At 44.0% G+C, this 21,306-nt stretch carries 18 protein-coding genes and 1 pseudogene; 13 read left to right on the top strand and 6 right to left on the bottom strand.

Going from position 1 to position 21,306, the window contains the following annotated elements; all coding sequences use genetic code 11:
• Positions 1–42: 42 nt before the first annotated feature.
• Positions 43–1,119, top strand: a complete 1,077-nt coding sequence (locus FIV04_RS24385) for a LacI family DNA-binding transcriptional regulator (protein WP_152470985.1) — start codon at positions 43–45, stop codon at positions 1,117–1,119.
• A 91-nt stretch (positions 1,120–1,210) separates the two neighbouring features.
• On the opposite strand, the gene FIV04_RS24390 is transcribed toward FIV04_RS24385, so the two are convergent.
• The 4 genes from FIV04_RS24390 to FIV04_RS24405 form a co-directional block, all read right to left on the bottom strand.
• Entirely contained in the window at positions 1,211–2,542 is a 1,332-nt protein-coding gene (locus tag FIV04_RS24390; RefSeq protein WP_152470986.1) for an MFS transporter, read from the bottom strand.
• A gap of 208 nt (positions 2,543–2,750) precedes the next feature.
• Positions 2,751–3,977, bottom strand: a complete 1,227-nt coding sequence (locus FIV04_RS24395; protein ID WP_152470987.1) for a dipeptidase — start codon at positions 3,975–3,977, stop codon at positions 2,751–2,753.
• Positions 3,978–4,071: 94 nt separating this feature from the next.
• Positions 4,072–5,016, bottom strand: a complete 945-nt coding sequence (locus tag FIV04_RS24400; protein ID WP_152470988.1) for an AraC family transcriptional regulator — start codon at positions 5,014–5,016, stop codon at positions 4,072–4,074.
• Positions 5,017–5,107: 91 nt separating this feature from the next.
• The gene (locus tag FIV04_RS24405; RefSeq protein ID WP_152470989.1) at positions 5,108–6,334 is read right to left on the bottom strand and encodes a dipeptidase; all 1,227 of its coding nucleotides are present in this window, start codon (positions 6,332–6,334) and stop codon (positions 5,108–5,110) included.
• Positions 6,335–6,696: 362 nt separating this feature from the next.
• Between FIV04_RS24405 and FIV04_RS24410 the strand changes: the two genes are divergently transcribed.
• Positions 6,697–7,953: a carbohydrate porin gene (locus FIV04_RS24410; protein ID WP_152470990.1), complete on the top strand. Its 1,257-nt coding sequence runs from the start codon at positions 6,697–6,699 to the stop codon at positions 7,951–7,953.
• 83 nt (positions 7,954–8,036) lie between these two features.
• Here FIV04_RS24410 and FIV04_RS24415 read toward each other — a convergent pair whose 3' ends face one another.
• A complete protein-coding gene (locus FIV04_RS24415; RefSeq protein WP_152470991.1) occupies positions 8,037–9,419 on the bottom strand; it encodes a PLP-dependent aminotransferase family protein in 1,383 nt (460 codons plus the stop codon).
• Between the two features lie 97 nt (positions 9,420–9,516).
• Between FIV04_RS24415 and FIV04_RS24420 the strand changes: the two genes are divergently transcribed.
• The 5 genes from FIV04_RS24420 to FIV04_RS24440 all read left to right on the top strand — a co-directional run bounded on the left by FIV04_RS24420 (position 9,517) and on the right by FIV04_RS24440 (position 13,949).
• Complete coding sequence (locus FIV04_RS24420) at positions 9,517–10,407, top strand: EamA family transporter (RefSeq protein ID WP_152470992.1); 891 nt, start codon at positions 9,517–9,519, stop codon at positions 10,405–10,407.
• A gap of 231 nt (positions 10,408–10,638) precedes the next feature.
• Positions 10,639–11,739 (top strand): Fic family protein, encoded by a 1,101-nt coding sequence (locus tag FIV04_RS24425; protein WP_152470993.1) that lies wholly within the window; start codon positions 10,639–10,641, stop codon positions 11,737–11,739.
• A gap of 253 nt (positions 11,740–11,992) precedes the next feature.
• Positions 11,993–12,940, top strand: coding sequence for an ankyrin repeat domain-containing protein (locus FIV04_RS24430; protein ID WP_152470994.1), 948 nt, complete (start codon positions 11,993–11,995; stop codon positions 12,938–12,940).
• Entirely contained in the window at positions 12,940–13,608 is a 669-nt protein-coding gene (locus tag FIV04_RS24435) for an NAD(P)H-dependent oxidoreductase (protein ID WP_152470995.1), read from the top strand. Before FIV04_RS24430 ends, FIV04_RS24435 begins: the two co-directional genes overlap by 1 nt.
• A 47-nt stretch (positions 13,609–13,655) precedes the next feature.
• Positions 13,656–13,949 carry a hypothetical protein gene (locus FIV04_RS24440; RefSeq protein ID WP_152470996.1) on the top strand — a complete coding sequence of 98 codons (294 nt, stop codon included), beginning with the start codon at positions 13,656–13,658 and terminating at the stop codon, positions 13,947–13,949.
• Between the two features lie 77 nt (positions 13,950–14,026).
• Here the strand turns inward: FIV04_RS24440 and FIV04_RS24445 are convergent, their stop codons facing one another.
• Positions 14,027–16,069 carry an alkyl/aryl-sulfatase gene (locus FIV04_RS24445; RefSeq protein ID WP_152470997.1) on the bottom strand — a complete coding sequence of 681 codons (2,043 nt, stop codon included), beginning with the start codon at positions 16,067–16,069 and terminating at the stop codon, positions 14,027–14,029.
• Positions 16,070–16,183: 114 nt separating this feature from the next.
• Here FIV04_RS24445 and FIV04_RS24450 point away from each other — a divergent pair, with 114 nt between their 5' ends.
• The 6 genes and pseudogenes from FIV04_RS24450 to FIV04_RS24475 all read left to right on the top strand — a co-directional run bounded on the left by FIV04_RS24450 (position 16,184) and on the right by FIV04_RS24475 (position 21,280).
• Positions 16,184–17,083, top strand: a complete 900-nt coding sequence (locus FIV04_RS24450) for a LysR family transcriptional regulator (RefSeq protein WP_152470998.1) — start codon at positions 16,184–16,186, stop codon at positions 17,081–17,083.
• 201 nt (positions 17,084–17,284) lie between these two features.
• A pseudogene (locus tag FIV04_RS24455) lies at positions 17,285–18,078 on the top strand (ABC transporter ATP-binding protein).
• A complete protein-coding gene (locus FIV04_RS24460) occupies positions 18,075–19,040 on the top strand; it encodes an ABC transporter substrate-binding protein (protein ID WP_152470999.1) in 966 nt (321 codons plus the stop codon). The pseudogene FIV04_RS24455 and the gene FIV04_RS24460 overlap by 4 nt, the downstream one beginning before the upstream one ends.
• Before the next feature lie 71 nt (positions 19,041–19,111).
• Complete coding sequence (locus tag FIV04_RS24465) at positions 19,112–20,059, top strand: iron ABC transporter permease (protein ID WP_152471000.1); 948 nt, start codon at positions 19,112–19,114, stop codon at positions 20,057–20,059.
• Positions 20,060–20,192: 133 nt separating this feature from the next.
• The gene (locus FIV04_RS24470; RefSeq protein ID WP_152471001.1) at positions 20,193–20,624 is read left to right on the top strand and encodes a hypothetical protein; all 432 of its coding nucleotides are present in this window, start codon (positions 20,193–20,195) and stop codon (positions 20,622–20,624) included.
• Between the two features lie 146 nt (positions 20,625–20,770).
• Entirely contained in the window at positions 20,771–21,280 is a 510-nt protein-coding gene (locus FIV04_RS24475) for a ClbS/DfsB family four-helix bundle protein (RefSeq protein ID WP_152471002.1), read from the top strand.
• Positions 21,281–21,306: the final 26 nt, after the last annotated feature.

The raw sequence follows: 21,306 nt of genomic DNA on the forward strand, positions 1-21,306 counted from the left end.
GTTAGAGTCGAGCTAAGGCAGCAAAGAGCATTAGAAAAGACGATGAATGTAACCTTTAAAGATGTAGCAAAACTGGCAGGTGTATCGACCCAAACGGTATCTCGAGTGACGAATGGGTCAAACAGCGTTGCTGAATCTACTCGTATTAAAGTGAATAAGGCGATCAAGCAGCTAGGTTATGTACCCAATAAGGGAGCGCAGATGTTGAGTCGAGCGAAATCGACCAATATTGGCCTAGTGACATTAGATATGGCTTTGCATGGCGCCGCACTTATCGCCAATGGTGTGAGAAGAAAAGCACATGAATTGAATTTTGGTACTGCTTTTTCTGTTGTTTCCGAGCCAAGCTTATCCAGTATTCAAGGTGCGATGAGAGAGTTGATTGCTCAGCAAGTTGATTGCATTATTCTCAACGTACCGCTTAGCAAAGACGATGCTCTGGTGTTGGCAGAGCAGTTTCCAAGCTTACATCTGATTTTTATCGACGTGCCTGATGGTACTCCAGTGCACTTTGTTCATGGTGAGCATGCTATTGGGGCTTCTGAAGTGGTCAAGCACTTGGTAGAGACAGGACGAAGCCAGTTTTTGTTAGTTGCGGGGCCGGAGGCGTCAACAGCGGCCAATATTCGTTTGCAATCTTGGCTAGCGGAAATCGATGTATCAGAAACGAAAGCCGTAGATTGCTACCGAGGAGACTGGCAAGCACAAAGTGGATACCTTGCAATCAGTGAAGCGATTGGAAAACAACTGAGTTTTGATGCCGTGGTTGTCGCGAGTGATCAAATGGCGCTTGGCGTATTGCGTGCTTTGGATGAGTTTAACATCAAGGTACCCGATCAGGTTGCGGTTGTTGGGTTTGATGGCATCACCGACAGTGCGTATTTCAATCCACCTCTAACGACAGTTAAGCAAGACTTCACAGCCATTGGCGAACAGTGTGTCATCCAAGCAGTTGATCTAAAAAACCATCCGTCAAACACGCCAATTCAATTCAAACAAACCTGCATTCCCGTGGAATTAATTGTCCGTAAAAGTAGCCAACCTAAAACGAAGCAAACCTATGACAAGAAGGGAATCCAAGAGCTATTGAAGCAGATTGAGCTACGCTTGCCTGAATAACCTAAGCACAAACTGTATTTAGACGTTCGTTAGTGTCTATGCCTATGCCTTTGCGAGTGGAAGACATAGACACCGACGTTGAACAAGCGTTTTAAAAGATGGCTCGCTTTCTGTCTTTCAAATAAAAGGCGACGCTAATAGCGATGAATAGGAACGTGAAGTAGTAGAAAAACGATGAGAGCGACGCGATGAAGTCTATGTGTTGCTCTATCTCTTCGTCAGTGTAGTTCTTAGACAGAAGCTTGTAATAGTAGGCGTAGAGAACACCAATCAAACCATAACCCACATTAAACATTAACCCCTTGAAACTAAGCACGGTTGCTCGGTTATGAGATTCAGTCTGTTTGTTAAGGTGATAACTGATAAATATGTTCATTGTCATGATAATGAAGATCAGCACTAACGCTGGAATCACACCATAGATAGACCAACCTAAGCTGATCCAATAGTAAGTCGCCATACTTGCCACGCCCATGATCAAAATGAACGCCTTAGGCGCCATGCTTTCGGCTAATCGTCGACTTTGACCCGCCATGATGATTTTTAACAGACTCACGCCAGCACCAATTAAGCCAAAATAGATAATAGGGATATCAATGGCCGTGTAATATTGGCTGTTCATGGTCAAGAACATGCGAGATGTATGTTCGAATAAGCTGTAGTAGAGCATGATAAATAGCACGTATGGGGTCGATAATACCCATTTACCTGTATTCAATGTGAGCTTCATGCTTTCGATTGTGCTGGTTAGCTTGTTGCTACCTTTTGGCACAGATTTTTTCTCTTCTTCCATGCTGAATGCTGCATAGATTGCGATCAGGGCGACGATGAGTGTAGCGTAAACAGGAATACGCATAATATCTTGGGTGTTCTGGGGAGCGTCGAACCCAAGAATCTGATAAACACCAGACATAAAGTTTACGTCGTACATTGCAGCGCCGACTAAGGTGACAAAAATACCGACCGTTGAAGCGATTCGCAGTTGGATTTGCAGCACTCTAGGCCACAGTTCTTCATGACCTTGATCCTTCAAGGTGTCATAAGCCAACGCTTCATCGGCCCCACTGGCAAGTGCCATAGCGAGTCCACTCAGTACCCGGTTTATTAAAAAGACAACAAATACGAGACTCGGATTCCCCGTGGGCACGAAGGCTATCATGGCGATTTCAATAAACATCACGATCGATGACAGTACCACCAGCTTTTTACGCCCGAGCGTATCGGCAAATGCTCCCGATGGGACTTCAGCAAGTACAATGGTTACCGCCCACACTACGTTAAGCATGGCAAACTGAGACAGTGTTAGGCCGTAATCTAAGTAGAGTAGTGTAAATACGGGATAGTAAAAGCGAGCGAAGTAACTACTTCTAAACATCAGGAAGTAGCGGACATTACGAACTTGAAGGATCTCTTTTAGCGTCATGGAGTGGGTTACGCCTTCGTTATTATGTGATTTGATTAATACCTTTCTTAGTGTGATAGCAAAGGATTGATAAGTCGATAAGAATCATAAACTCTTTGTTTAATTAAGTAGTAGTAGAAACGGGTGAGATTTTTTGGGGAAAGAATATTTTGGGCAACCTAAGTCGCCCAAAACAATTTATTGAATTGAATCATTCCTTCGCAAAAAGTTACTTCCATGTTTGGCTGTAAACTCGCATTAAGTTGCCACCAAACACTCTCGCCATGTCTTCGTCAGAGTAGCCCATTGCTTTTAGTTCATCGACGACAGGAGCCATAATCTTCGACATTTCACCACAACCGGTTGCACCTTGGTCGAACGCATTCAGCATATAGCCATTATCTGCATACAGATCGGAGTGTTTCTTCGCAAAACCCACGACACCCGCAACGGTTTGCATGTCATCAGAGGCAATACCCACATGGTCGATTCCTACTTCTTGAACGGCACCATCGATCATTTCTGCAGCTTGACGAGGCGTAATATCCTCTGGCCAGATACCATCCATCATCCATTCAGTGAAAGTCACAGAAATCACACCGCCGTTATCAGCAATGCGTTTTGCATCTGGTGCGTCGATCAGGCGATAACAACCAGACAGGCGATAGTCCTTGTCACCATCTTTAAGCCCCAGTTTCTGCATACGACTTTCAGTTTCTTGAATGGTTTCGTATGGCTGACAATTATAGGTAGAAGCTACCGGAGAGTGAGACACAATCATAGGTACGCCAGGGTGTTTCACTTCCATGTAATCTAGGATGCTTTTGATGGTTTTCTCAGAGTTGTGGGACAAATCAACGGTGATACCGTGTTCAATCATCTCATCGATAACCATTTTACCAAACTCTGTTAAACCACCATCTTTACCATTCATCATATCAATCACGCCCGATGCTGCATCATTGGAGCCGTTATAGACTAACTGCATGGTTTTAATTCCCATATCAGCCATGGTCTCGACCCTGCTTAAATCGCCTTCTAACATCGCTGTAGATTGGTTGTTCCATTGCACGGCATATTTGCCTTCACTGTGTGCTCTTTCAAAGTCTTCAACTTTATGTACGAAGACCAGTTCAGTATCTGATTCACGAATGGCTTTGTCGTACTTGTTATAATCAGTGACGAATTTTTCCCAAGTATTATGAGCTCCCATGCCAATAGTAATACTTGAGCCTGTAATCCCGCGTTCATGGGCAAGGTCGATATAGTCGGCAAGCATCGCTTCTGATGTCCACCCCATCTCTGCGGGAGACGCAAAGAAATCTAAAACAATCGTGTCTTGCACAAAATCAGCGGCTTGTGGTGTTGCAGTATCGTGCCAGTCTTTAGATTCAATAGAGGCTTGGGCGCCGAAAGTGGCTGCAGAGATTAGCGTAGCGATAAGAAGCTTTTTCATGTGTTTACCCTCGTATTTAGTTTACGAGTGCAAATATAATTGTTCGCTTAGGCAAAAATGTGCATTTTACGACAGTCGGTAACAGTCGAGAGATTTACGGTTTCTGGTGTTTCTTGAGCCATTGTAGTGGTGTTGTATTTTCAGCTTTTCTGAATGCTCGAATAAATTGTGAAGTGTCGGAATAGCCCAAGTGTTCCGCGACATCGGATATAGAAGCTTTTCTTTGAACCATTACACGCTTTGCAAACGCGATGTTTAAGGACTCTTTAATTTTCCTAAATGTATTACCTTCACTTTTTAAGCGTCGTTGAATCGTACGCGCATTGACATCAATAATCTGGCTTAATTGTTCTATCGAAATGTCTTCTCTACCTATGTAGCCTTCGAGTATGGCAGTGATCTGTTGAGTGCAACTCAGGTCTGGGCTTTGAAACCTAACTGGATAATCACACTGAGAAGAAAGTTCAGATTGAATTGGTTCTTTATAGAACAGCGCGGTGCTACCTTGCCCTAAGAATTGTGACGTTTGGTGGTTGATCTTTAACAGCGCAAGATCGCTCGCGTCTGGATGTTGTAAGTGATATTTGATGGGATCATTTACATTTGAAGCGAGTGATTGATAGTAGCAGTGTACAACGCTTAGCAGATAGAGCTCTCCTAAAAACAACGACTGGCTATGAGATTGAAGTTCTAATTTAAGTGAGTGTTCGTTGGCCCTTTCATCAATAATGAGCGCGTTAACAGGAATATAACTGCAGAGCCCACTCATTGATTTTTCATTATTAGTATCAGATGAAATTTTGTCGACAAACGCTTTAGAAGATGCCCGAACAAGCGAAATGAATTCGGATTCAGGTACCTGGCGTTTAGTCAGTTCAAGCAACGTTATGAATGCCGAAAAGGATATAAATTGCGCAGAGCTTGTTTCTAAATAAATAGGTACACGAGCATTGCTCACCAATGACCAAATGTCTTTCACTTGATGACTTAAGTGTTCAATGAAAGTTATAGGCGCGTATTTATGGATCAGAGCAATCAACGACAGCTCTCCTAGTTATCGAGTTAGTAATAAAACGCCCACACCGTTTTAGGGTGCGGGCATGGTTTTAAATGTTGAAATATGCGTGATTCTATTTCCAAGTCTGCGCGTAAACACGCATTAGGTTGCCGCCGAATAACTTGGCTAAATCGTCGTTTGAGTAACCCATCTCCCAAAGACTATCGACAACACCAGCCATGTGTTTCGACAATTCAGCACATCCGGTTGAACCGCGATTAAAGGCATCCACCATATAACCGTTGTCAGCATATTTATCTGCATTAGCCATCGTAAAAGGAACAACTTTGGCGATTGTCATCATGTCGTCAGTAGCGATACCCACGTGATCAACACCAGCTACTTTGACGGCACCATCAATCATCTCTGCAAACTGCTTAGGGGTGATATCTTCAGGCCAAATACCATCCATCATCCACTCAGTCGCAGTCACAGCGACAACGCCACCCATATCAGCCACCGTTTTCGCTTGTTCGTCGGAAAGTAATCGGTAGCAAGCGGCTAGACGGAAATCGGGATCGCCTTTTTTCAGATTCTTCTTCGCCATGCGCTGTTCAGTTTCTGTTAGCGTTTCATGGGGTTGGCAACCATAAGTAGAAGCGACTGGTGAATGGGAATATATGACTGGCACGCCTTTGTGGTGTTTTTGCATGTAGTCGGTAATTCCTTTGGTGGTGTAGTAAGAGGTGTGTGATAAATCGACGGTGATTCCATGTTTTACCATCTCATCTAGCACTTGTTTACCAAAGTCGGTTAAGCCACTGGTATCCCCATTAATCATGGAGATAACGCCAGAGCCAGTCAGTTCAGTCTCGTTGTACGTTAACTGCATGGTTTTGACACCATACTCAGCCATGACAGCAACGTTGGCGATATCACCCTCAAGTGGCATTGTAGTCTGAGCTGCCCACATCACGGCGTATTCACCATTGTCATGTGCGAGTTTGAAATCCTCTACTTTGGTCACGTACCTGATCGGTGTTTTTGCAGATGAAGAGGCTTTGGTCCATTTGCCATGTTCTGATTTAAAGGCAAGCAAATTAGGTGTATGGGGCGCAGCAATCGTCACTGAAGCTCCGGTAATACCACGCTGGTGGGCGAGATCTATGTATGCCGCTACTTCTGAATCTTTGGTGTAGCCAGTGCCGCTTGGAGAGGCATAAAAGTCGAGCACAATGTTGTCGGCTACGTACTTCTGAGCTTCTGGAGACGCAAATTCGTGCCAGTCTTTAGTCTCAATTGACGCGAGAGTTGGGGCACTAAGTGATGCAACGATTGTTGAGAGAAGCAGTTTACGCATGTTAATCCCTTATCGATGATGTCTAACCGTGACGATCTTTCTTTGACCAGTCGTAAGTAATGATTTAAAGCATTCAATTCAGTATAGAACAGCATCTGATATACAACGCTTTGTAAACGAAGTGATTTTGCGTGGTGTGTCAATAAAATTAAAAGTTATCCAAATGTCATCAAGTGGCCATTTCCTCCTACACTTAATAAGTATGATGCACTTACCTTCTTAAACAAGCAGTGGTTTAGATAACAGGACTAGCAAGAAAAAAAGTAGCGTGATACCTGCTGTTGTTGTCGTGTTATGCACATATTTAAAAGCGTGACTTTCTAAACTGACCGATAGATAACGAGATAAAAAGAGAGAGTTAAATGAATAGGAAATTGTCGACTTTAAACTTGGCGATCGTAGCTGCTTTGGCCGCATCATCTAGCTTTGCGGCTAATTTCGAAAGCCCTGATTCAGTGGAAAACACGATAGCTCAACAAAAGTCTCAACAACTTGATTGGCGGGAGTCATTAGCGGCAGACGGTTTTACGTTTGGTGCGGATTACTTTGCTTTGAGGGTGCAGTCGTCTGATGGAAAAACAGGGGACTCGGTCAGTGCTGCTTCTGGAGTCGCGCGTTTATATGGCTCTTGGAATCTTACCGGTAAAGGAACAGAAAATAGCGGCAGTTTGGTTTGGAAAGTTGAGCATCGACACTCTTATACGGACACTTCTCCTAAGCAATTCGCTTGGCTAGGAGAAGATCAAATCGGATATGCTGGGATGATCGCCCCTGCGTTTAGCGATCAAGGGTTTCGTGTCACTGATCTTAACTGGAAACAGAAGATCAATGATGGCAAGGGTACCATTATTGTCGGATGGCAAGATGTGACCAACTATGTTGATGTTTATGCACTTGCAAGCCCTTGGTCTGGTTTTACCAACCTGGCGTTCTCGACAGGGGCGGGTGCCATGGGCTTACCCGACGATGGTATTTTGGCCCTGTCTGCCGGGCACATGATAGGGGATAACTTCTATATTGTTGGTGGTATAGCTGATGCGAAAGGTAAGTCTGATGATATCTTTGAAGGCTTCGATACCTTGTTTAACGACACCACTCTATTCGCGACTTTAGAGTTGGGTTGGACAGCGTCACAAGAGCAGATCTATACCGATAATTTTCACGTGACCTTATGGCACATGGATGAAGGATCTCGACATAGCCTATCCTCAACGGTTTTGCCTGATGGCACTGTCGTTGGAGGGGAGTCTGGAAAAGGTATCAATTTCTCTTGGAGCCAGTTCGTTACACCGCAAATCATGCCATTCGTACGTGGTGGATTATCGGAGGGCGATGTCGCTTTATATGATAAATCGCTTTCGGTTGGTTTAGGCTATTTTGGTTTGGGTCAGCCTAATAACAATTTAGGTTTTGCAGTGAACTGGTCTGAAACAAACAGCGATACATTGCAGACTTTCTTGAATGCTGGCGAAGACCAAGTGGCGGCAGAGCTATACTACAACATGCAATTTGGTGACCACCTTCAGATCACACCAGACATTCAATACATTAAGGATCCAGCCTTCTCAAACGAAAGCAGTGCTTGGGTATTTGCTATTCGAGCGAGAGTGTTTATTTAAGAAAATACGATTCAGTGTAAAAAAGTGGGTGTCTTATGCGCCCACTTTTTATCAGTGAGTCAATGGCTTAACGAGTTGGATCGTTAACGCGAGTCTCTAATCGCATCCGCCAATAAGTCTATTTCCCTTTTCACATCTTCAGTTAGGTCGAAACCAATATTGATCCTAAAACAATCATTGTAGAGTGGTAGCGTGCTAAATAGCTGGCCCAATCGAATATCGATTTTATGTTTCTCAATCAACGCCGTGAATTTTTCGAGGTTGAGTTTTGGGACTTGTAACCACAGTACCATTCCTCCTTGCGGTTGGCTTATGTTAACCCCGCTTGGCAAACGCTCGGATAAATAGTTGAGATAAGACTGCCGTAAACTAAGTAGCTTCGTTCTACGGCGCTTTAACTGCTTGGCGTAGTTACCCGATTCAATAAAGTCAGCCACTGCAAGTTGAATAGGCAGTGACACACCAAAACATGATGCAGAATGTTGCTGGCGATAGCTGTCTGTATAGCGCCCCGGTAGACACCAACCAAGACGATAGCTTGGCGATAAGCTTTTAGAAATCGAGCCGCACCAAAGTATGTAGCCATTTGAATCATAATACTTAGCTGGTAAAGGGGTGTGCTCTGAATACGATAGCTCCAAATAGACGTCGTCTTCAATCATCGGCACTTGGTAATAATTAGCAAGCTCGGCAAGCTTCTGTTTTTGTTGAGCAGTCATAGTGATACCTTGCGGATTCATATGCGACGTACAAAAGATGCCAGCCTTAACGCTTCCTTGTTGCAAATGTAATTCAAGCTGTACAAGGTCAATTCCTTCATCGATTGATGGGATCTCGACAATGCGCCTTCCCATTTTCCCCAATAGGTCCAATATCCCACTAAAACACGGAGAGCTGATGGCTATAGCATCGCCAACTTGGGTACATGCTTCAAGAGCAGCCTTAATCGCAGGCATACAGCCGGATGTAATGACGAGGTCTTGTGGGTTGATATGAATTCCCAACTTTGAAAAATGAACGCTCAATGCATCACACAATGACGGGTCGCCTTGAGTGTGAGGGTAATGATTCAGTCGACTGCCTAGTCGTTTGCTCGACCGGCGAAAGCTACGTTCGAGCTCGAGCTGCGCGGTGTCATCAATCGTCGTACTGGATATACCAAGCGGGCCGTTGTAAGGAGAGTGAATAGAGAAGCTTTGGTGTACTTGAGATACTTTACTGACAAACTGCGTCCACTCAGGCGTATTGTGTTTTTTACTTCGCGCAGAAATATAATAGCCCGCTTGTGGGCGAGAGTGGATCCAACCCTGAGACTCCAATTCTTGATAACAACTGACTGCGGTCGACATGCTCACGGCTTGTTGTTTCGCTAATTGTCGCAAAGAGGGCATACGACTCCCTTCGCTTAATTTCCCGTCTTCAATTTCCTGAACAAACTGACTCGCCAATGTTTTGTAAAGACTCATAGATGCCAACTGTACTTATTTTTTTGTTAAAAACTGTATCTGTACTGGAAACTGTACTTGATTGATACTCTTTTTCAAAGAAGAAGGAGGGCAGTTTATGGTTAGAAACGATTTATTTTTGGCAATCTTTGTGATGGCAATTTGGGGCTTTAACTTTTCGATGATCAAAATGGGTATTACAGAGGTTCATCCATTATTAGCCACCGCTGCGAGGTTTACCTTGGCAGTGATTCCAGCGATTTTTTTCATTCGCAGGCCAAACGTGGCATGGCGCTATCTGTTTAGTTACGGGTTAGTTTTTGGTGTTGGTATCTGGGGCATGGCGTCGTGGTCGATTACAGCAGGCTTATCATCTGGTATGTCATCGGTTTTGCTATCGTCCAATGCGCTCATCAGCATGGCTGTAGGGGTATTTATTCATAAAGAGGCGGCATCAAAAAGGAAAGTTATTGGTGCGATAACAGCACTCATTGCACTGATGGTCCTTGTTTCAGCGACCAACGGTAATGTGACGTTGCAAGGCGGTATCTTCATCATGATAGCGGCGACTTGCTGGACAATTATGGGGATGATCGTTAAAGCGTCTAAAACCACTCAAGCCTTTGCGTTCAACGTATGGGGAATGTTATTCGCACCCATTCCATTGGTTATGTTTGCGGTGAGTATTTACGGACCAAACATCGTGACAGAAGCATTTGAAGTGTGGGATATGAATACGACGATTGCTGTTCTGTTCCAAGCTTATCCAACCACACTGTTTGGCTACTGGGTCTGGAATCGATTATTAATTCGATACCCATTGAGCACGACCGCACCGATGACTCTGTTGGTACCTGTTTTTGCTTTGATATCTGGGTACTACATGTACGATGAAATGCTAAGTACCGCGCAAGTTGTTGCCTGTGTTCTTTTCCTCATCGGCATAGGGCTGATAGTTAAACCTGGTAAGAAGGTAATTGAAGCTGCAGGTAAACCACTCACGAACTAAACATGTGAATCGATAGTCACGGAACTAGTGTGACGAATAATTCAATGTCGAGCGGCAATTGATTGAATGATATGCCACCTTGAGAGGGTGGCATTTTTCATTTTGATGGTTGTGTTGGCGTTAATGAGGTGAATAACGGTATTAATCAAATCATTTTGTAATTTGATTATGCGAAATAAACAGCTCATAATGTGATTTGATTATGGTAATTTTTCAAATCAAGGAATGGGTATGTGGATCTGGCAACAAGCAAATTGGCCACAGTTTGACTGGGACAACAATACTATAGAACCACTGGTAAGGCGCACGCGTCTCAACCAAGGGATCCTATTGGGAAAAATGTTTAGCCACTCTCAAGATCAGACTGAGAGCATGTTAGATACCTTGCTTGCCAATATCGTTCATTCAAGTGCCATAGAGGGAGAAAAGCTTAATGCTTTTTCGGTGCGTTCTTCATTGGCGAATAAACTGGGCTTGTCAGAAGAAAGACCATTCCCGACCACTGAACAGACTGATGGTTTGGCGGAAATCATGGTTGATGCAGTAGAAAACCTGAGCACGCCGTTAACATTGGACCGGATTCTACACTGGCACGACAGGCTTTTTCCTGAAGGCTACACCATGTTCAACCCGGTTATTGGCGGACAACTAAGAGGTTACACGCCAATGCAGGTGGTTTCCGGCAGAATAGACAAGCCAACCGTTCACTTTGAAGCGCCGAGTCGCGATGTACTTGATGCTGAGTTAAACCAATTCATCCAGTGGTTCAACGACTCCAGAGAAGAGATATCGCTCGATCCTTTAATAAGAGCCGCAATCACTCATTTGTGGTTTGTGACTCTGCATCCCCTTGACGATGGAAATGGTCGAATTACCCGTCTTCTTACCGACCTCGCACTTGCACAGGCAGAGCAGCAATCGGTACGCTTTTACGCCATGTCTGTCGGCATATTGGCCAATCGTAAAAGCTATTACGATATTCTTGAACAAACTCAGAAAGGGTCTCTGGATATTACTCCGTGGCTTGTTTGGTTTTTCAATACGCTGAATGAGACATTTGATGAGGTGTTAAAAGAGATCGATCAAACGGTGTTCAAGACCAACTTTTGGCGTCATGTCGATCAAACTAAGCTGGTGGAGGAACAAGTTAAAGTTCTCAATCGCATGCTTGATGGTGACTTTGCGGATGGCATCAACACATCTCAGTATCATAAAGTAGCCAAGGTGAGTAAACCAACGGCAACTCGTCACTTAACTACATTGGTTGAGCAAGAGTGTTTAGTGAAAACGGGTGGTGGCCGAAGTACTCGCTACCAATTACCCAAATTATAGTCTCTGTTCCTTAGATCGAATTCCTACTCTTTCACATCTGCTTGGCATTAAGTGGATGTGATAACTATTCTTTTCAGTTTGTTCCTCTTCAATCGGCTAAAGGTGGCGACTACCTACCTGATCTAAAGAAAACACCTCGAGAGCTTATCTCATTAACTAACGGTTATCTTTAAGGTAATTATAGTGGCGCTACAAGTTAACAAGAAATTGTTCGATACTAAACGCATCAAAGCAATATTGAATAGAGACCGTTATGAATCTACCAGAACTTCACCAAGCCATTATTTCAGGGAATTTCGAAGAGTTTAGCCGTTTGATCCAACAAGGAAGCGACATTAATCAACTTGATCCTATTATGGGTAATACGCCTCTGCATATTGCAGCGCAGCAGAGTTCGACTAAGTGGGTAGATGCTTTGCTTGGTGCTGGCGCTTTCATCAATATTCAAACGCCAAAGCATGGGGTTACGCCTTTAATGGTGGCGGTTTGGCATCGTAAGCCCCATATCGTAGAACGTTTACTTTCCGATTCAGACGTTAATATCGAAATTGTTTCGACGTTTGGACTTAGAGCAAGAGATCTCTTGGACTTTGGTGCCAGTGAAGATGACCAATATGGAAAAGCACAAGCGCGCGAAATGAGTGAGCTGTTCTCTCAATACACTCAACGTCGTTCTGAGGTGGAGCAGTCACTTCTTGCTTTCAATATTGTTAGTCAAAATGAGAGTGTAGATGAGCAAAACGTAACCGAGTTAAAAGCTCTGACAGATTGGTCTTCGATCAACGGTACGTTTCCCATTACTGCGTCTGGAAATGATGAACACACCGCTGCAATGGTCGCAGCACGAGATGGCTTAACAGGTAGCTTGAAGGTGATTATGGATAAAGGTGCCGATCAAACGATTCCTGATCACTATATGAAAGCCATTCCGTTACACAAAGCCGCCTATAACGGCCATGCTGATGTTATTGAGCTGCTATCAAACTATCCGGGTTTCGAGGAAACATTGAATGCACAAGGGCCAAACAACGGCTATACCCCTTTGCATGACGCGGTTTGGCATGGCCATGTGGCTGCAGCAAAAGCCTTGATTGACGCCGGAGCAATGACAGATCTAGTGGGCTTCGACGGTAAGACACCTTTAATGCTTGCGCAAGAATATCGCTATAGTGAAATTGTGAAACTATTGGAGAACAAATAATGAACGTACTCGTTGTTTACTGGCATCCAGAGCCGCAAAGCTTTAACGGCGCTATGTTTCGTCGTTCGGTAGAAGCCTTAGAGTCGGCTGGACATAGAGTTAAAACATCGGACTTACACGCGATGAACTTTGATCCAGTATCTGGGCGCCATAACTTCAATAGTGAAATGGATACTGAGTTTTTCAAACAACAACTCGAAGAGATGCACGCGTCGGATAATCAGAGTTTTGCAGCAGATATAGAAGAAGAGATACAAAAACTAGAGTGGTGCGATTTGGTCATCTTCCAATTTCCACTCTGGTGGTTCGGTATGCCTGCAGCGCTTAAGGGTTGGGTGGATCGTGTATTTGCGATGGGCAGAGTGTATGGCGGGGGCCGATTTTACGAGGATGGTGTCTTCAAAGGAAAGAAAGCCATGGTGAGCGTGACCATGGGCGGGCCAGAAGAGCTTTACGAGAAAGATGGCTGGAATGGTGACTTAGACGCGATTTTAAGACCAATACATCGTGGCGTGTTCGAATTCACTGGGTTTTCGGTTCTCGCTCCACAGAAAGTATTTGGGCCTGCACGTAAAACGCAACAAGAGCGTATTGAAATGCTAGAAAGCTATGCTCAGCGTTTACAAACGATCTTCGATGAAGCTGCAATTGAAGTCGGGCATTACTAACGGCGAACCGTTCTGCCGTTAAATTAGATAACTTGGTGAGGTTTATTATGACTGTTCAACAAAAAGCGAGTGAGATTTTGAAATCGTGGGGCGTAAGTGATGGTCAAATCACTCGTTTTCTAGAGAACCAAACATCGCATCAGCAAAGTGAACATGTAGTGGCGATCGATGAATGTTTAGAGCTACTTTATCGAGAACCCAAACAGCGACTCAGCTTTTTGACCACTGCCAGTAAGAGTGTATTTTTTGAGGGGAGAAAACCCTTAGATGTGATTCTCTCAGGAGAGGCAGAGCAAGTTGCAGAGGCACATCGCATCATCAGAAGCATGCTCTGTATATAAGAGGACTTTTCTTTCTCCCCCTAAAAATAAAAGAGCCGCACGGCGGCTCTTTTAGGTTTTTAATTAGCAGCTTATTACTAACGATTTAGTGGAAGAATATCGAACTTCATGTCGAATTTATCTAGAGAACTCGCTAAGTCTTGTAGGTTCTTCGCATCACCACGTAGACCTGCCTGACCACTCTCAAATAGTGCTTCAAGTGTCGTCTCGCCAGTAATTACTTTGGTTAAGTCGGCTTTGTGAATAATGATCTCTGTATCCAATGCTGGGATAGAACTTTCTAAACCTAACTCAGTTACTGGCAGGTGAGAGAAGGTAGCATTAGAAACTTCAATGTAATGGCGCTCTTCAATATCAGGGTGATAAATCCCCATGTTAAAGTTCAAGCCTGCAGTCTCAGCCTTTGGCCCATTTAGCTGCACACCTACTAAGTCCAAGAAGTTTGTTGTCGGTGTGTTTGCAATAACGTCCTCAGAGGCTGTTTTTAGAGACTCTCCGATCTCATTAGTACGAAGCTCCACCGCACCTTGCAAGTACGAGTTACGCCATGCCATCGTTTCAGACTGATAGCCTTGTTGTTCAAATGTGTCTGCTAATAATTCACGGTATTCGATATTAGTTGGCTCGCACAGTACTAAGTCATTCAATAGCTGACCGGCTTCCTGATAATTACCTGAATCAAAGTGAGCTTTAGCCGACTTATAGAAATTATCTGCCCCACCAGCGTTCACGTAAGTACAAGATTTGTCGACCGACTTGAGCGGGTTTATGTTAACAGGGTTCAGATCTAGGTAACCTAAGTACAAGTTTACAATCGCTCGAGCATTGTGGCTGTACGAACCATGGTAACCACGTGATGCCCAGTTTTGTTTTTGTGACTCTGGCACGATCTCTTCAATTGAACGACCAACATCGCCAATTTTCACACCATGGTTGGCTAAACGTACGGAGTTGTTGTGCAGCCAGCTATAGTTATCGCGTTGCATTTCCATGTAGTGGCCGATTTCATTCTCTTCGGTTTCTGGGTTGTTCCAAACTGGAGCGGAATGGGCAGAATGGATGTTATCAACAAGGCCAGAGTCTACGAAACGCATCTTAAGTTCAGTTAGGTACTTAGACCAAGCCAACGAGTCACGTACTTTTGCGCCGCGGAATGTGTATATATTGTGCTGTCCGTCGTAAGTGAGTTCGGCGGTATTCAATGAGCGGTAAGCAGGTACGTAGTTTACGATTTCAACTGGTGCTTCAGCACCAGGCATATTGATAAAGTGAACCTCTAAGCCATCGATAACACGCGTTTCTTCGCGTTCAACAATTTCTGTTGTTGGTGTTACTAACGTTACCGCTCCCTTACCAAAACCCATACCCAGTGCGTTGTCTACAATACCTGTGGCGTCATTCTCTAAAGATTGGCCGTATTGATATTGTGCGCGTCGTGACATCGCGTTACCCGCCATGATGTTTTCGTCCGCCATCTCTTTGATGAAGTCGCCAGGGACAATAACTGGGGCACCTTCTACAAAGTCGCCCGTGTTAATGATGCCTCTTGAACCACCAAAGTGGTCGGCGTGAGTGTGTGAATAGATCATACCGGTGATCTTATGTTCACCGTTCACCGCTGGTAGGTGTTGTTTCGCGAAGTTCCAAGCTGCTTCTGCGACTTCATCATGCAGCAGTGGATCGTGGATAAGGTACCCGTTGTCAGTGCGGTAGATTGTCATGTTTGAGAGGTCGGCACCGCGAATTTGATAGACACCATCCGTAACTTGATAAAGGCCGCCTGAGGCATAGTTCATTTGACCTTGGCGCCAGATAGACGGGTTAACGGTATCCGGTCGGTCTTCACGAATGCTATCTACGTTCATGTGAGACATACGATTACGCAGCTCACCTACACGATGGTCACCAAACGCTGCGATGAGTCCTCTCTCTGAACGCTCAAATGCTGAGGTATCTTGCCAAGGCAGTGTTTCAGCCAGTGCATCGTTAGCTGCAATGGTATGTTCCGTTGCAGGTTTACCTTTGTATGTCTCGATTGATTCATATTCGTTGTCGGCAGTCGCGCTGAAAGAAACGATGATAGCTAGGGATAGTACAGAACGGTTTAGAGTCGTTTTCATAGAGAACCTCGTGTTGTCTCTCAAGTTGGTATGAGACAAATTTAGAGGATTGACACATAAGAATACATAAACGAATATTAATTCCAAACATCACGATTTGTTATGTAATGAACTATGTTAGAGAAATTCGATTTAAACCTACTTAGAGTGTTTTCCGCTGTTTATCGCCATCAATCGATCACACTTGCTGCTGACGAAATGGGGATGACTCAACCCGGTGTCAGTGGTTTGCTTAAGCGATTGCAACAACAAGTAGGCTGTCAGCTTTTCATTCGTTCTGGTAGAGGGATAGCACCAACAAGGCAAGCACAAGAGCTGATTCGTCAAATTGAGCCAGCGTTGATACAAATTAATAATGCGCTGGAAAACTTGGAAGAGTTTAGTACCGAGACGCCTCATAAATTTGTGGTGTACACATCGGAACCAGTGATGCTAAGACTAATGACGAAAATTGAATCCGATAATCAGTTGGGTAACGTTACGATTGAGCTTCACCCTACGCGTTCTAACGAAGAACAGCTGATGGATGATCTCAACCAGAGGCAGGCTGATCTTGCAATTGAGTTCTCAAACCACACATCAAGCTCATTCTTTACAGAGCCATTATTCGATGACGAGATGTGCATTATTGCGAGAAAAGGTCATCCGAGAATCACAGGTGCAATATCCCAAGATGAATTCTATCGTGAGAAGCATATAACGCTTAAGTTGCGTCGAGAGCAGGCGTATTTGGCGGACTATTTCACCGAAGTCAGCCTGAAAGAGAGAAAGGTTGCTGCTGAATGCACGTCGCTCATTTGGCAAATGTCGATGGTATCGAGTAGCGATTGTATTGCTTCAATGACAAGAAGTTTGGCGAATGAACTTGCTGATAAGCTAGGGCTGCAAATATTACCGATGCCATTCTCAACATTCCCAATAAAGTACCAACTCTTCGTCCATAACCGAGATAAGAAGAGCCCCTCAAATATCTGGCTCAGAGAAAAACTAAAGTCTTATTTGATTGAAGGTTAGGTGATGGCTACTGTTTGTGACCTCTAGTTCAACATGCATTTGGAGTTTGTACTCGCCAAGGGCAATGTTATAAATGGCCTAGTTATCCCCTAGATTAGATATGCACTCGTAAGGGTATATGCTCAACACTATTGTTATATTATAACGTAACAATAGTGTTGAGCGTTTGATTCTTTGGGTGGAAACTTGGATATACCTGTCTTGTCGGTTAGAAGGCTGTTTGCCAATGGTAAGGCTAATTGGAGAGCTGTCTCAGATGTATCTTTCAGCGTTGCTGACGGAGAATGTGTTGCCGTTATCGGGCCTAATGGCAGTGGAAAATCGAGTTAATGAAAGCGATCACTGGAGAATACAAAACAATAGATGGGGAATTGTTCCTGTCTGGTAAGTGTATGAAGAGTATCGATAAACAACAACTTGCAAAGAGGGTTGCGGTTGTCACTCAACACGAGCATGTCGATCCACGTTTAAGCATCTTCGAATATGTTTGGCTCGGGCGCACTCCCCATACCTTTTGTTGCAGTAAGAAAGAGCACGAAAGAGCTGTTAATCAAGCAATAGAAGACGTCGGGCTTTCTGATAAAAATGAACGATACTTTGGTGATCTATCTGGTGGAGAGCAACAGCGTGCCAGTATAGCTCGCGCCTTCGCTCAAGAACCTAGACTATTACTTTTAGATGAGCCAACCAACCACTTAGATCCTCTTGCTCGCTTAGAGCTACTCAGTCTAATCAAACGACGTGGTATAGCGTGTGTCGCTGTTTTGCATGATCTGCCTTTGGTCACCCCATTCGCAGACAAAGTACTCCTCATGTCTGACCAAAAAATGGTGACGTTCGAAACGCCTGACATCGTAATGAGAGACCATTTTATGACACCAGTTTTTGGCCTGCGCGTAATCTAATTCAAACATCCCCATATGAGTAGCATGATTCATCATTTTGAAGCTGCCCATCACCATCCTGACTTTCCAATAATAGGAGTTGCCCAATGAAGTGGCCTTTAATTTCCGGTATGTTACTTAGCCTACCAATCACCTTTGCAGCCAATGCAACCAATACTGTATATCCGGTTACCGTAGACAGTTGTGGTAGCCCACTCACCATTGAAAAGCGTCCAAGCCGTGCAGTTGTGCACGATATCAACATGGCGGAAATGGCTTTTGCACTAGATTTACAGCCAAGCATGATTGGGGTAACGGGTATTACTGGCTGGTACAAAATGTCGAAGCCTTTTGAGAAAGAGTTAGGTGAAATACCAGAACTGGCATCTAAATACCCTACGTTAGAGACATTGATCGCAGCTGATACTGACTTCTTTTTCGCCGGTTGGAACTATGGGATGAAAGTTGGAGGTGAAGTCACCCCTCAGACACTCAAACCATATAACGTAGATACCTTAGTTCTATCTGAAAGCTGTATTCACACTCAAGATGATCAACAAGCTGCGACAATGGATCTGCTTTATGATGATGTGAAGAAGCTTGGTGTAATTTTTGATAAGCAGGATAAAGCCGAAGCGTTAGTGAAAAGCTGGAAACAGCGCGTCGCTGCAATAGCAGACAAGCAAAATACATCTGAGCGAGACGCACCAAAGGTTTTCTTGTTCGACTCAGGTGAGGATAAGCCATTTACTGCGGGTAAGTATGCGATGCCAAATGCCATGATAGAGGCAGCTGGTGGCCATAATATTACAGACAACATTGAAGCAAGTTGGGCAAGAACGTCATGGGAAAATGTCGCTCGTGAAAACCCAGACGTGATCATTCTTTTAGACTACCAAACTGCAAGTGGAGCAGATTCATTGCAACGTTTCTTAGAAGAGCATCCTCTTATGAAACACACCAAAGCGGTGACGTCGAGCCGTTACGTAAAGCTTCGCTATGAGCAGCTAACTCCAGGGCCTGCCAACATCGATGCGATTGAGAAACTGGCTGTAGCATTTGACGCACAATAATTGTCAAGGCTGTTTTTCCATTGACTTTACATAGTAGATATCGAGTAGCTTGGGTGTTAGGTATCGCATCTATGCTGCTCGCTTTTGTGATGAGCTTACAGTTTGGCTCTGTTCCCTTAACTTTTAAAGAAGTCATGATTGGACTTAGTTCGTTTAACGAGGCTGAGCCAGACATGACAAGCCGTATCTTGTTTGATTTGAGGTTACCTAGAGCTCTGTTAGCGGTGATTGCCGGGGCAGGGTTAGCAATGGTAGGCGCATTGCTTCAGACATCTACGCGCAATGATCTCGCGGATCCATTCTTATTTGGGCTCTCTTCTGGAGCGTCTGTTGGCGCTGTATTGGTCATTACTCAGGTAGGAGACGCTTTAGGGATTTGGTCATTACCATTAGCGGCATTTTCAGGGGGGATTGTTTCTGCAGGTGCGGTTCTTATTCTGTTTTCGATGCAGAGGAAAAAGGGTAACGACAACCTGATCTTGTGTGGCCTCGCCATCTCATTTTTATTTGGTGCGATAACAAGCTTTCTTATTTACTCTGGCGATCAGCGAGCCGCGAGTTCTATTCTATTTTGGACAATGGGTGGTTTAGGACTCGCTCGTTGGGATAATCTCATATTCGCGCTACTAGGTGTGTTCCTATTAATTGTGCTCATCTTCAAGCGTTACCGTGAATTAGATACTTTACTCGTGAGTGAACAGACGACAAGCTCTCTTGGCGTAAATGTTCATCGTCTACAAAGCGAAATATTCCTTTGTTGCGCGTTCTGTACTGCCTCGATCGTTTCATTGACGGGCGTTGTGGGTTTTATTGGTCTCATGGTTCCTCACTTAGTAAGGCCTTTTTCTGGAGTGACTCATAAACGCGCATTACCTCTAATCGCATTATGGGGCGCCGTCCTTCTGTTGTTCGGAGATTTAGTCAGCCGAACGGTATTAGCAACACAAGAACTGCCCGTTGGTATTGTAACTGCTGCATTGGGTGGGCTGTTTGTGCTCTATCTTGTATGGCGAAAATAATATCGAGGTCTTCAATATTTAGCGTTTTCGTTTTCTTCGCTAGTGGTTATGTAACAATAGTTTAGGTATGGTGGTGGCTGACGTATATCGCTTATTGATATGTACTAGAGCGCTGAAATAAAAGAAGGACATAATGAAATATTTAACACTGATATCCATAATGATTTTCAGTGGTTTTTCGCATGCGAATTTGGTGAAAACCACCCCTGGTAAGTATTTCGATTATTATCATATGAAGTACGAGCTGGTTGCAGGAGAGTACCAACTGGATGAACGTTATGGATTTAATGCTGGTGGACAATTTTCAGTTTTGATTCCTAAAGAAAAGTTTCCGATTCCAGCGCCAAACTGCAATAAAAATATAATTGTGCGAATGCCTTACTCACAAAATGAAGACAAAAAAAGACAGTTATATGAAGATCTTAAATCGTCTCGCACCACTACAGTTGTCCTAGAGTTAAATCCTTACGTTCATGTACTCACTGGGGACAAAGAACAATTTGAGTTGACTTATTGTAATGTATTTTTCCGACACAAGAATGGTGATTACTACGACTCACTCTGATCTGAGGATGGTTTCAATAACCCAATGTTTGTCACCATCCTTCTCTCGGTTTGTATGGTCTCTTAGTATTGAAATTAAGATTCCTCTCATATGGAAGCCTATCCGCTGAGCAAGTGGTACTAGTTATGATTTAAATGGAGGTTTAAATGTCTTCTGTACCAAGAAACAAGGATGAATTAGAGCTAGCTATAACTTCAATATTTCCGAAGCTCATGGCTGAGTATCGGTCTATTCCGGAAAACAAAGCGCGCCAATTGGGTGTAGAAGGAAACGTGAAGGGTACGGTCATTAGCGTTTCTGACACAGTGGCTTACTTGATTGGTTGGGGCAAACTCGTCCTTAAATGGTATCGCCTAAAGTCCCAAGATCAACACGTTGATTTCCCCGAAACAGGTTACAAATGGAACCAGTTGGGTCCACTCGCAGAGAGCTTTCACGAAGAGTATCGTGACTGGAAATACAATGATCTACTCGCGGAACTTGAGTCTACAGTTAGCGAGATACTTTTACTCGTTGCAAGTTTAAGTGACCAAGATTTATATGGCGTTGCATGGTATGAGCAGTGGACTTTGGGGCGTATGATTCAGTTTAATACGTCGTCACCAATGAAAAATATGCGCACAAAAGTTCGGCGTTTCAATCGAGAGTTCACATAGAAAATCATTTAATAGGTCTGCAAGTT

Source organism: Vibrio sp. THAF190c, assembly GCF_009363355.1.
GTDB classification, from domain to species: Bacteria; Pseudomonadota; Gammaproteobacteria; order Enterobacterales; family Vibrionaceae; genus Vibrio; species Vibrio fortis_A.

What these genes read in the sequence shown, in the direction of transcription:
- FIV04_RS24385 (WP_152470985.1), top strand. Translation starts at nt 43, where the DNA reads ATGAATGTAACCTTTAAAGATGTAGCAAAACTGGCAGGTGTATCGACC.
- FIV04_RS24390 (WP_152470986.1), bottom strand. Translation starts at nt 2,542, where the DNA reads ATGACGCTAAAAGAGATCCTTCAAGTTCGTAATGTCCGCTACTTCCTG.
- FIV04_RS24395 (WP_152470987.1), bottom strand. Translation starts at nt 3,977, where the DNA reads ATGAAAAAGCTTCTTATCGCTACGCTAATCTCTGCAGCCACTTTCGGC.
- FIV04_RS24405 (WP_152470989.1), bottom strand. Translation starts at nt 6,334, where the DNA reads ATGCGTAAACTGCTTCTCTCAACAATCGTTGCATCACTTAGTGCCCCA.
- FIV04_RS24410 (WP_152470990.1), top strand. Translation starts at nt 6,697, where the DNA reads ATGAATAGGAAATTGTCGACTTTAAACTTGGCGATCGTAGCTGCTTTG.
- FIV04_RS24415 (WP_152470991.1), bottom strand. Translation starts at nt 9,419, where the DNA reads ATGAGTCTTTACAAAACATTGGCGAGTCAGTTTGTTCAGGAAATTGAA.
- FIV04_RS24420 (WP_152470992.1), top strand. Translation starts at nt 9,517, where the DNA reads ATGGTTAGAAACGATTTATTTTTGGCAATCTTTGTGATGGCAATTTGG.
- FIV04_RS24425 (WP_152470993.1), top strand. Translation starts at nt 10,639, where the DNA reads ATGTGGATCTGGCAACAAGCAAATTGGCCACAGTTTGACTGGGACAAC.
- FIV04_RS24430 (WP_152470994.1), top strand. Translation starts at nt 11,993, where the DNA reads ATGAATCTACCAGAACTTCACCAAGCCATTATTTCAGGGAATTTCGAA.
- FIV04_RS24435 (WP_152470995.1), top strand. Translation starts at nt 12,940, where the DNA reads ATGAACGTACTCGTTGTTTACTGGCATCCAGAGCCGCAAAGCTTTAAC.
- FIV04_RS24440 (WP_152470996.1), top strand. Translation starts at nt 13,656, where the DNA reads ATGACTGTTCAACAAAAAGCGAGTGAGATTTTGAAATCGTGGGGCGTA.
- FIV04_RS24445 (WP_152470997.1), bottom strand. Translation starts at nt 16,069, where the DNA reads ATGAAAACGACTCTAAACCGTTCTGTACTATCCCTAGCTATCATCGTT.
- FIV04_RS24450 (WP_152470998.1), top strand. Translation starts at nt 16,184, where the DNA reads ATGTTAGAGAAATTCGATTTAAACCTACTTAGAGTGTTTTCCGCTGTT.
- FIV04_RS24460 (WP_152470999.1), top strand. Translation starts at nt 18,075, where the DNA reads ATGAAGTGGCCTTTAATTTCCGGTATGTTACTTAGCCTACCAATCACC.
- FIV04_RS24465 (WP_152471000.1), top strand. Translation starts at nt 19,112, where the DNA reads ATGCTGCTCGCTTTTGTGATGAGCTTACAGTTTGGCTCTGTTCCCTTA.
- FIV04_RS24470 (WP_152471001.1), top strand. Translation starts at nt 20,193, where the DNA reads ATGAAATATTTAACACTGATATCCATAATGATTTTCAGTGGTTTTTCG.
- FIV04_RS24475 (WP_152471002.1), top strand. Translation starts at nt 20,771, where the DNA reads ATGTCTTCTGTACCAAGAAACAAGGATGAATTAGAGCTAGCTATAACT.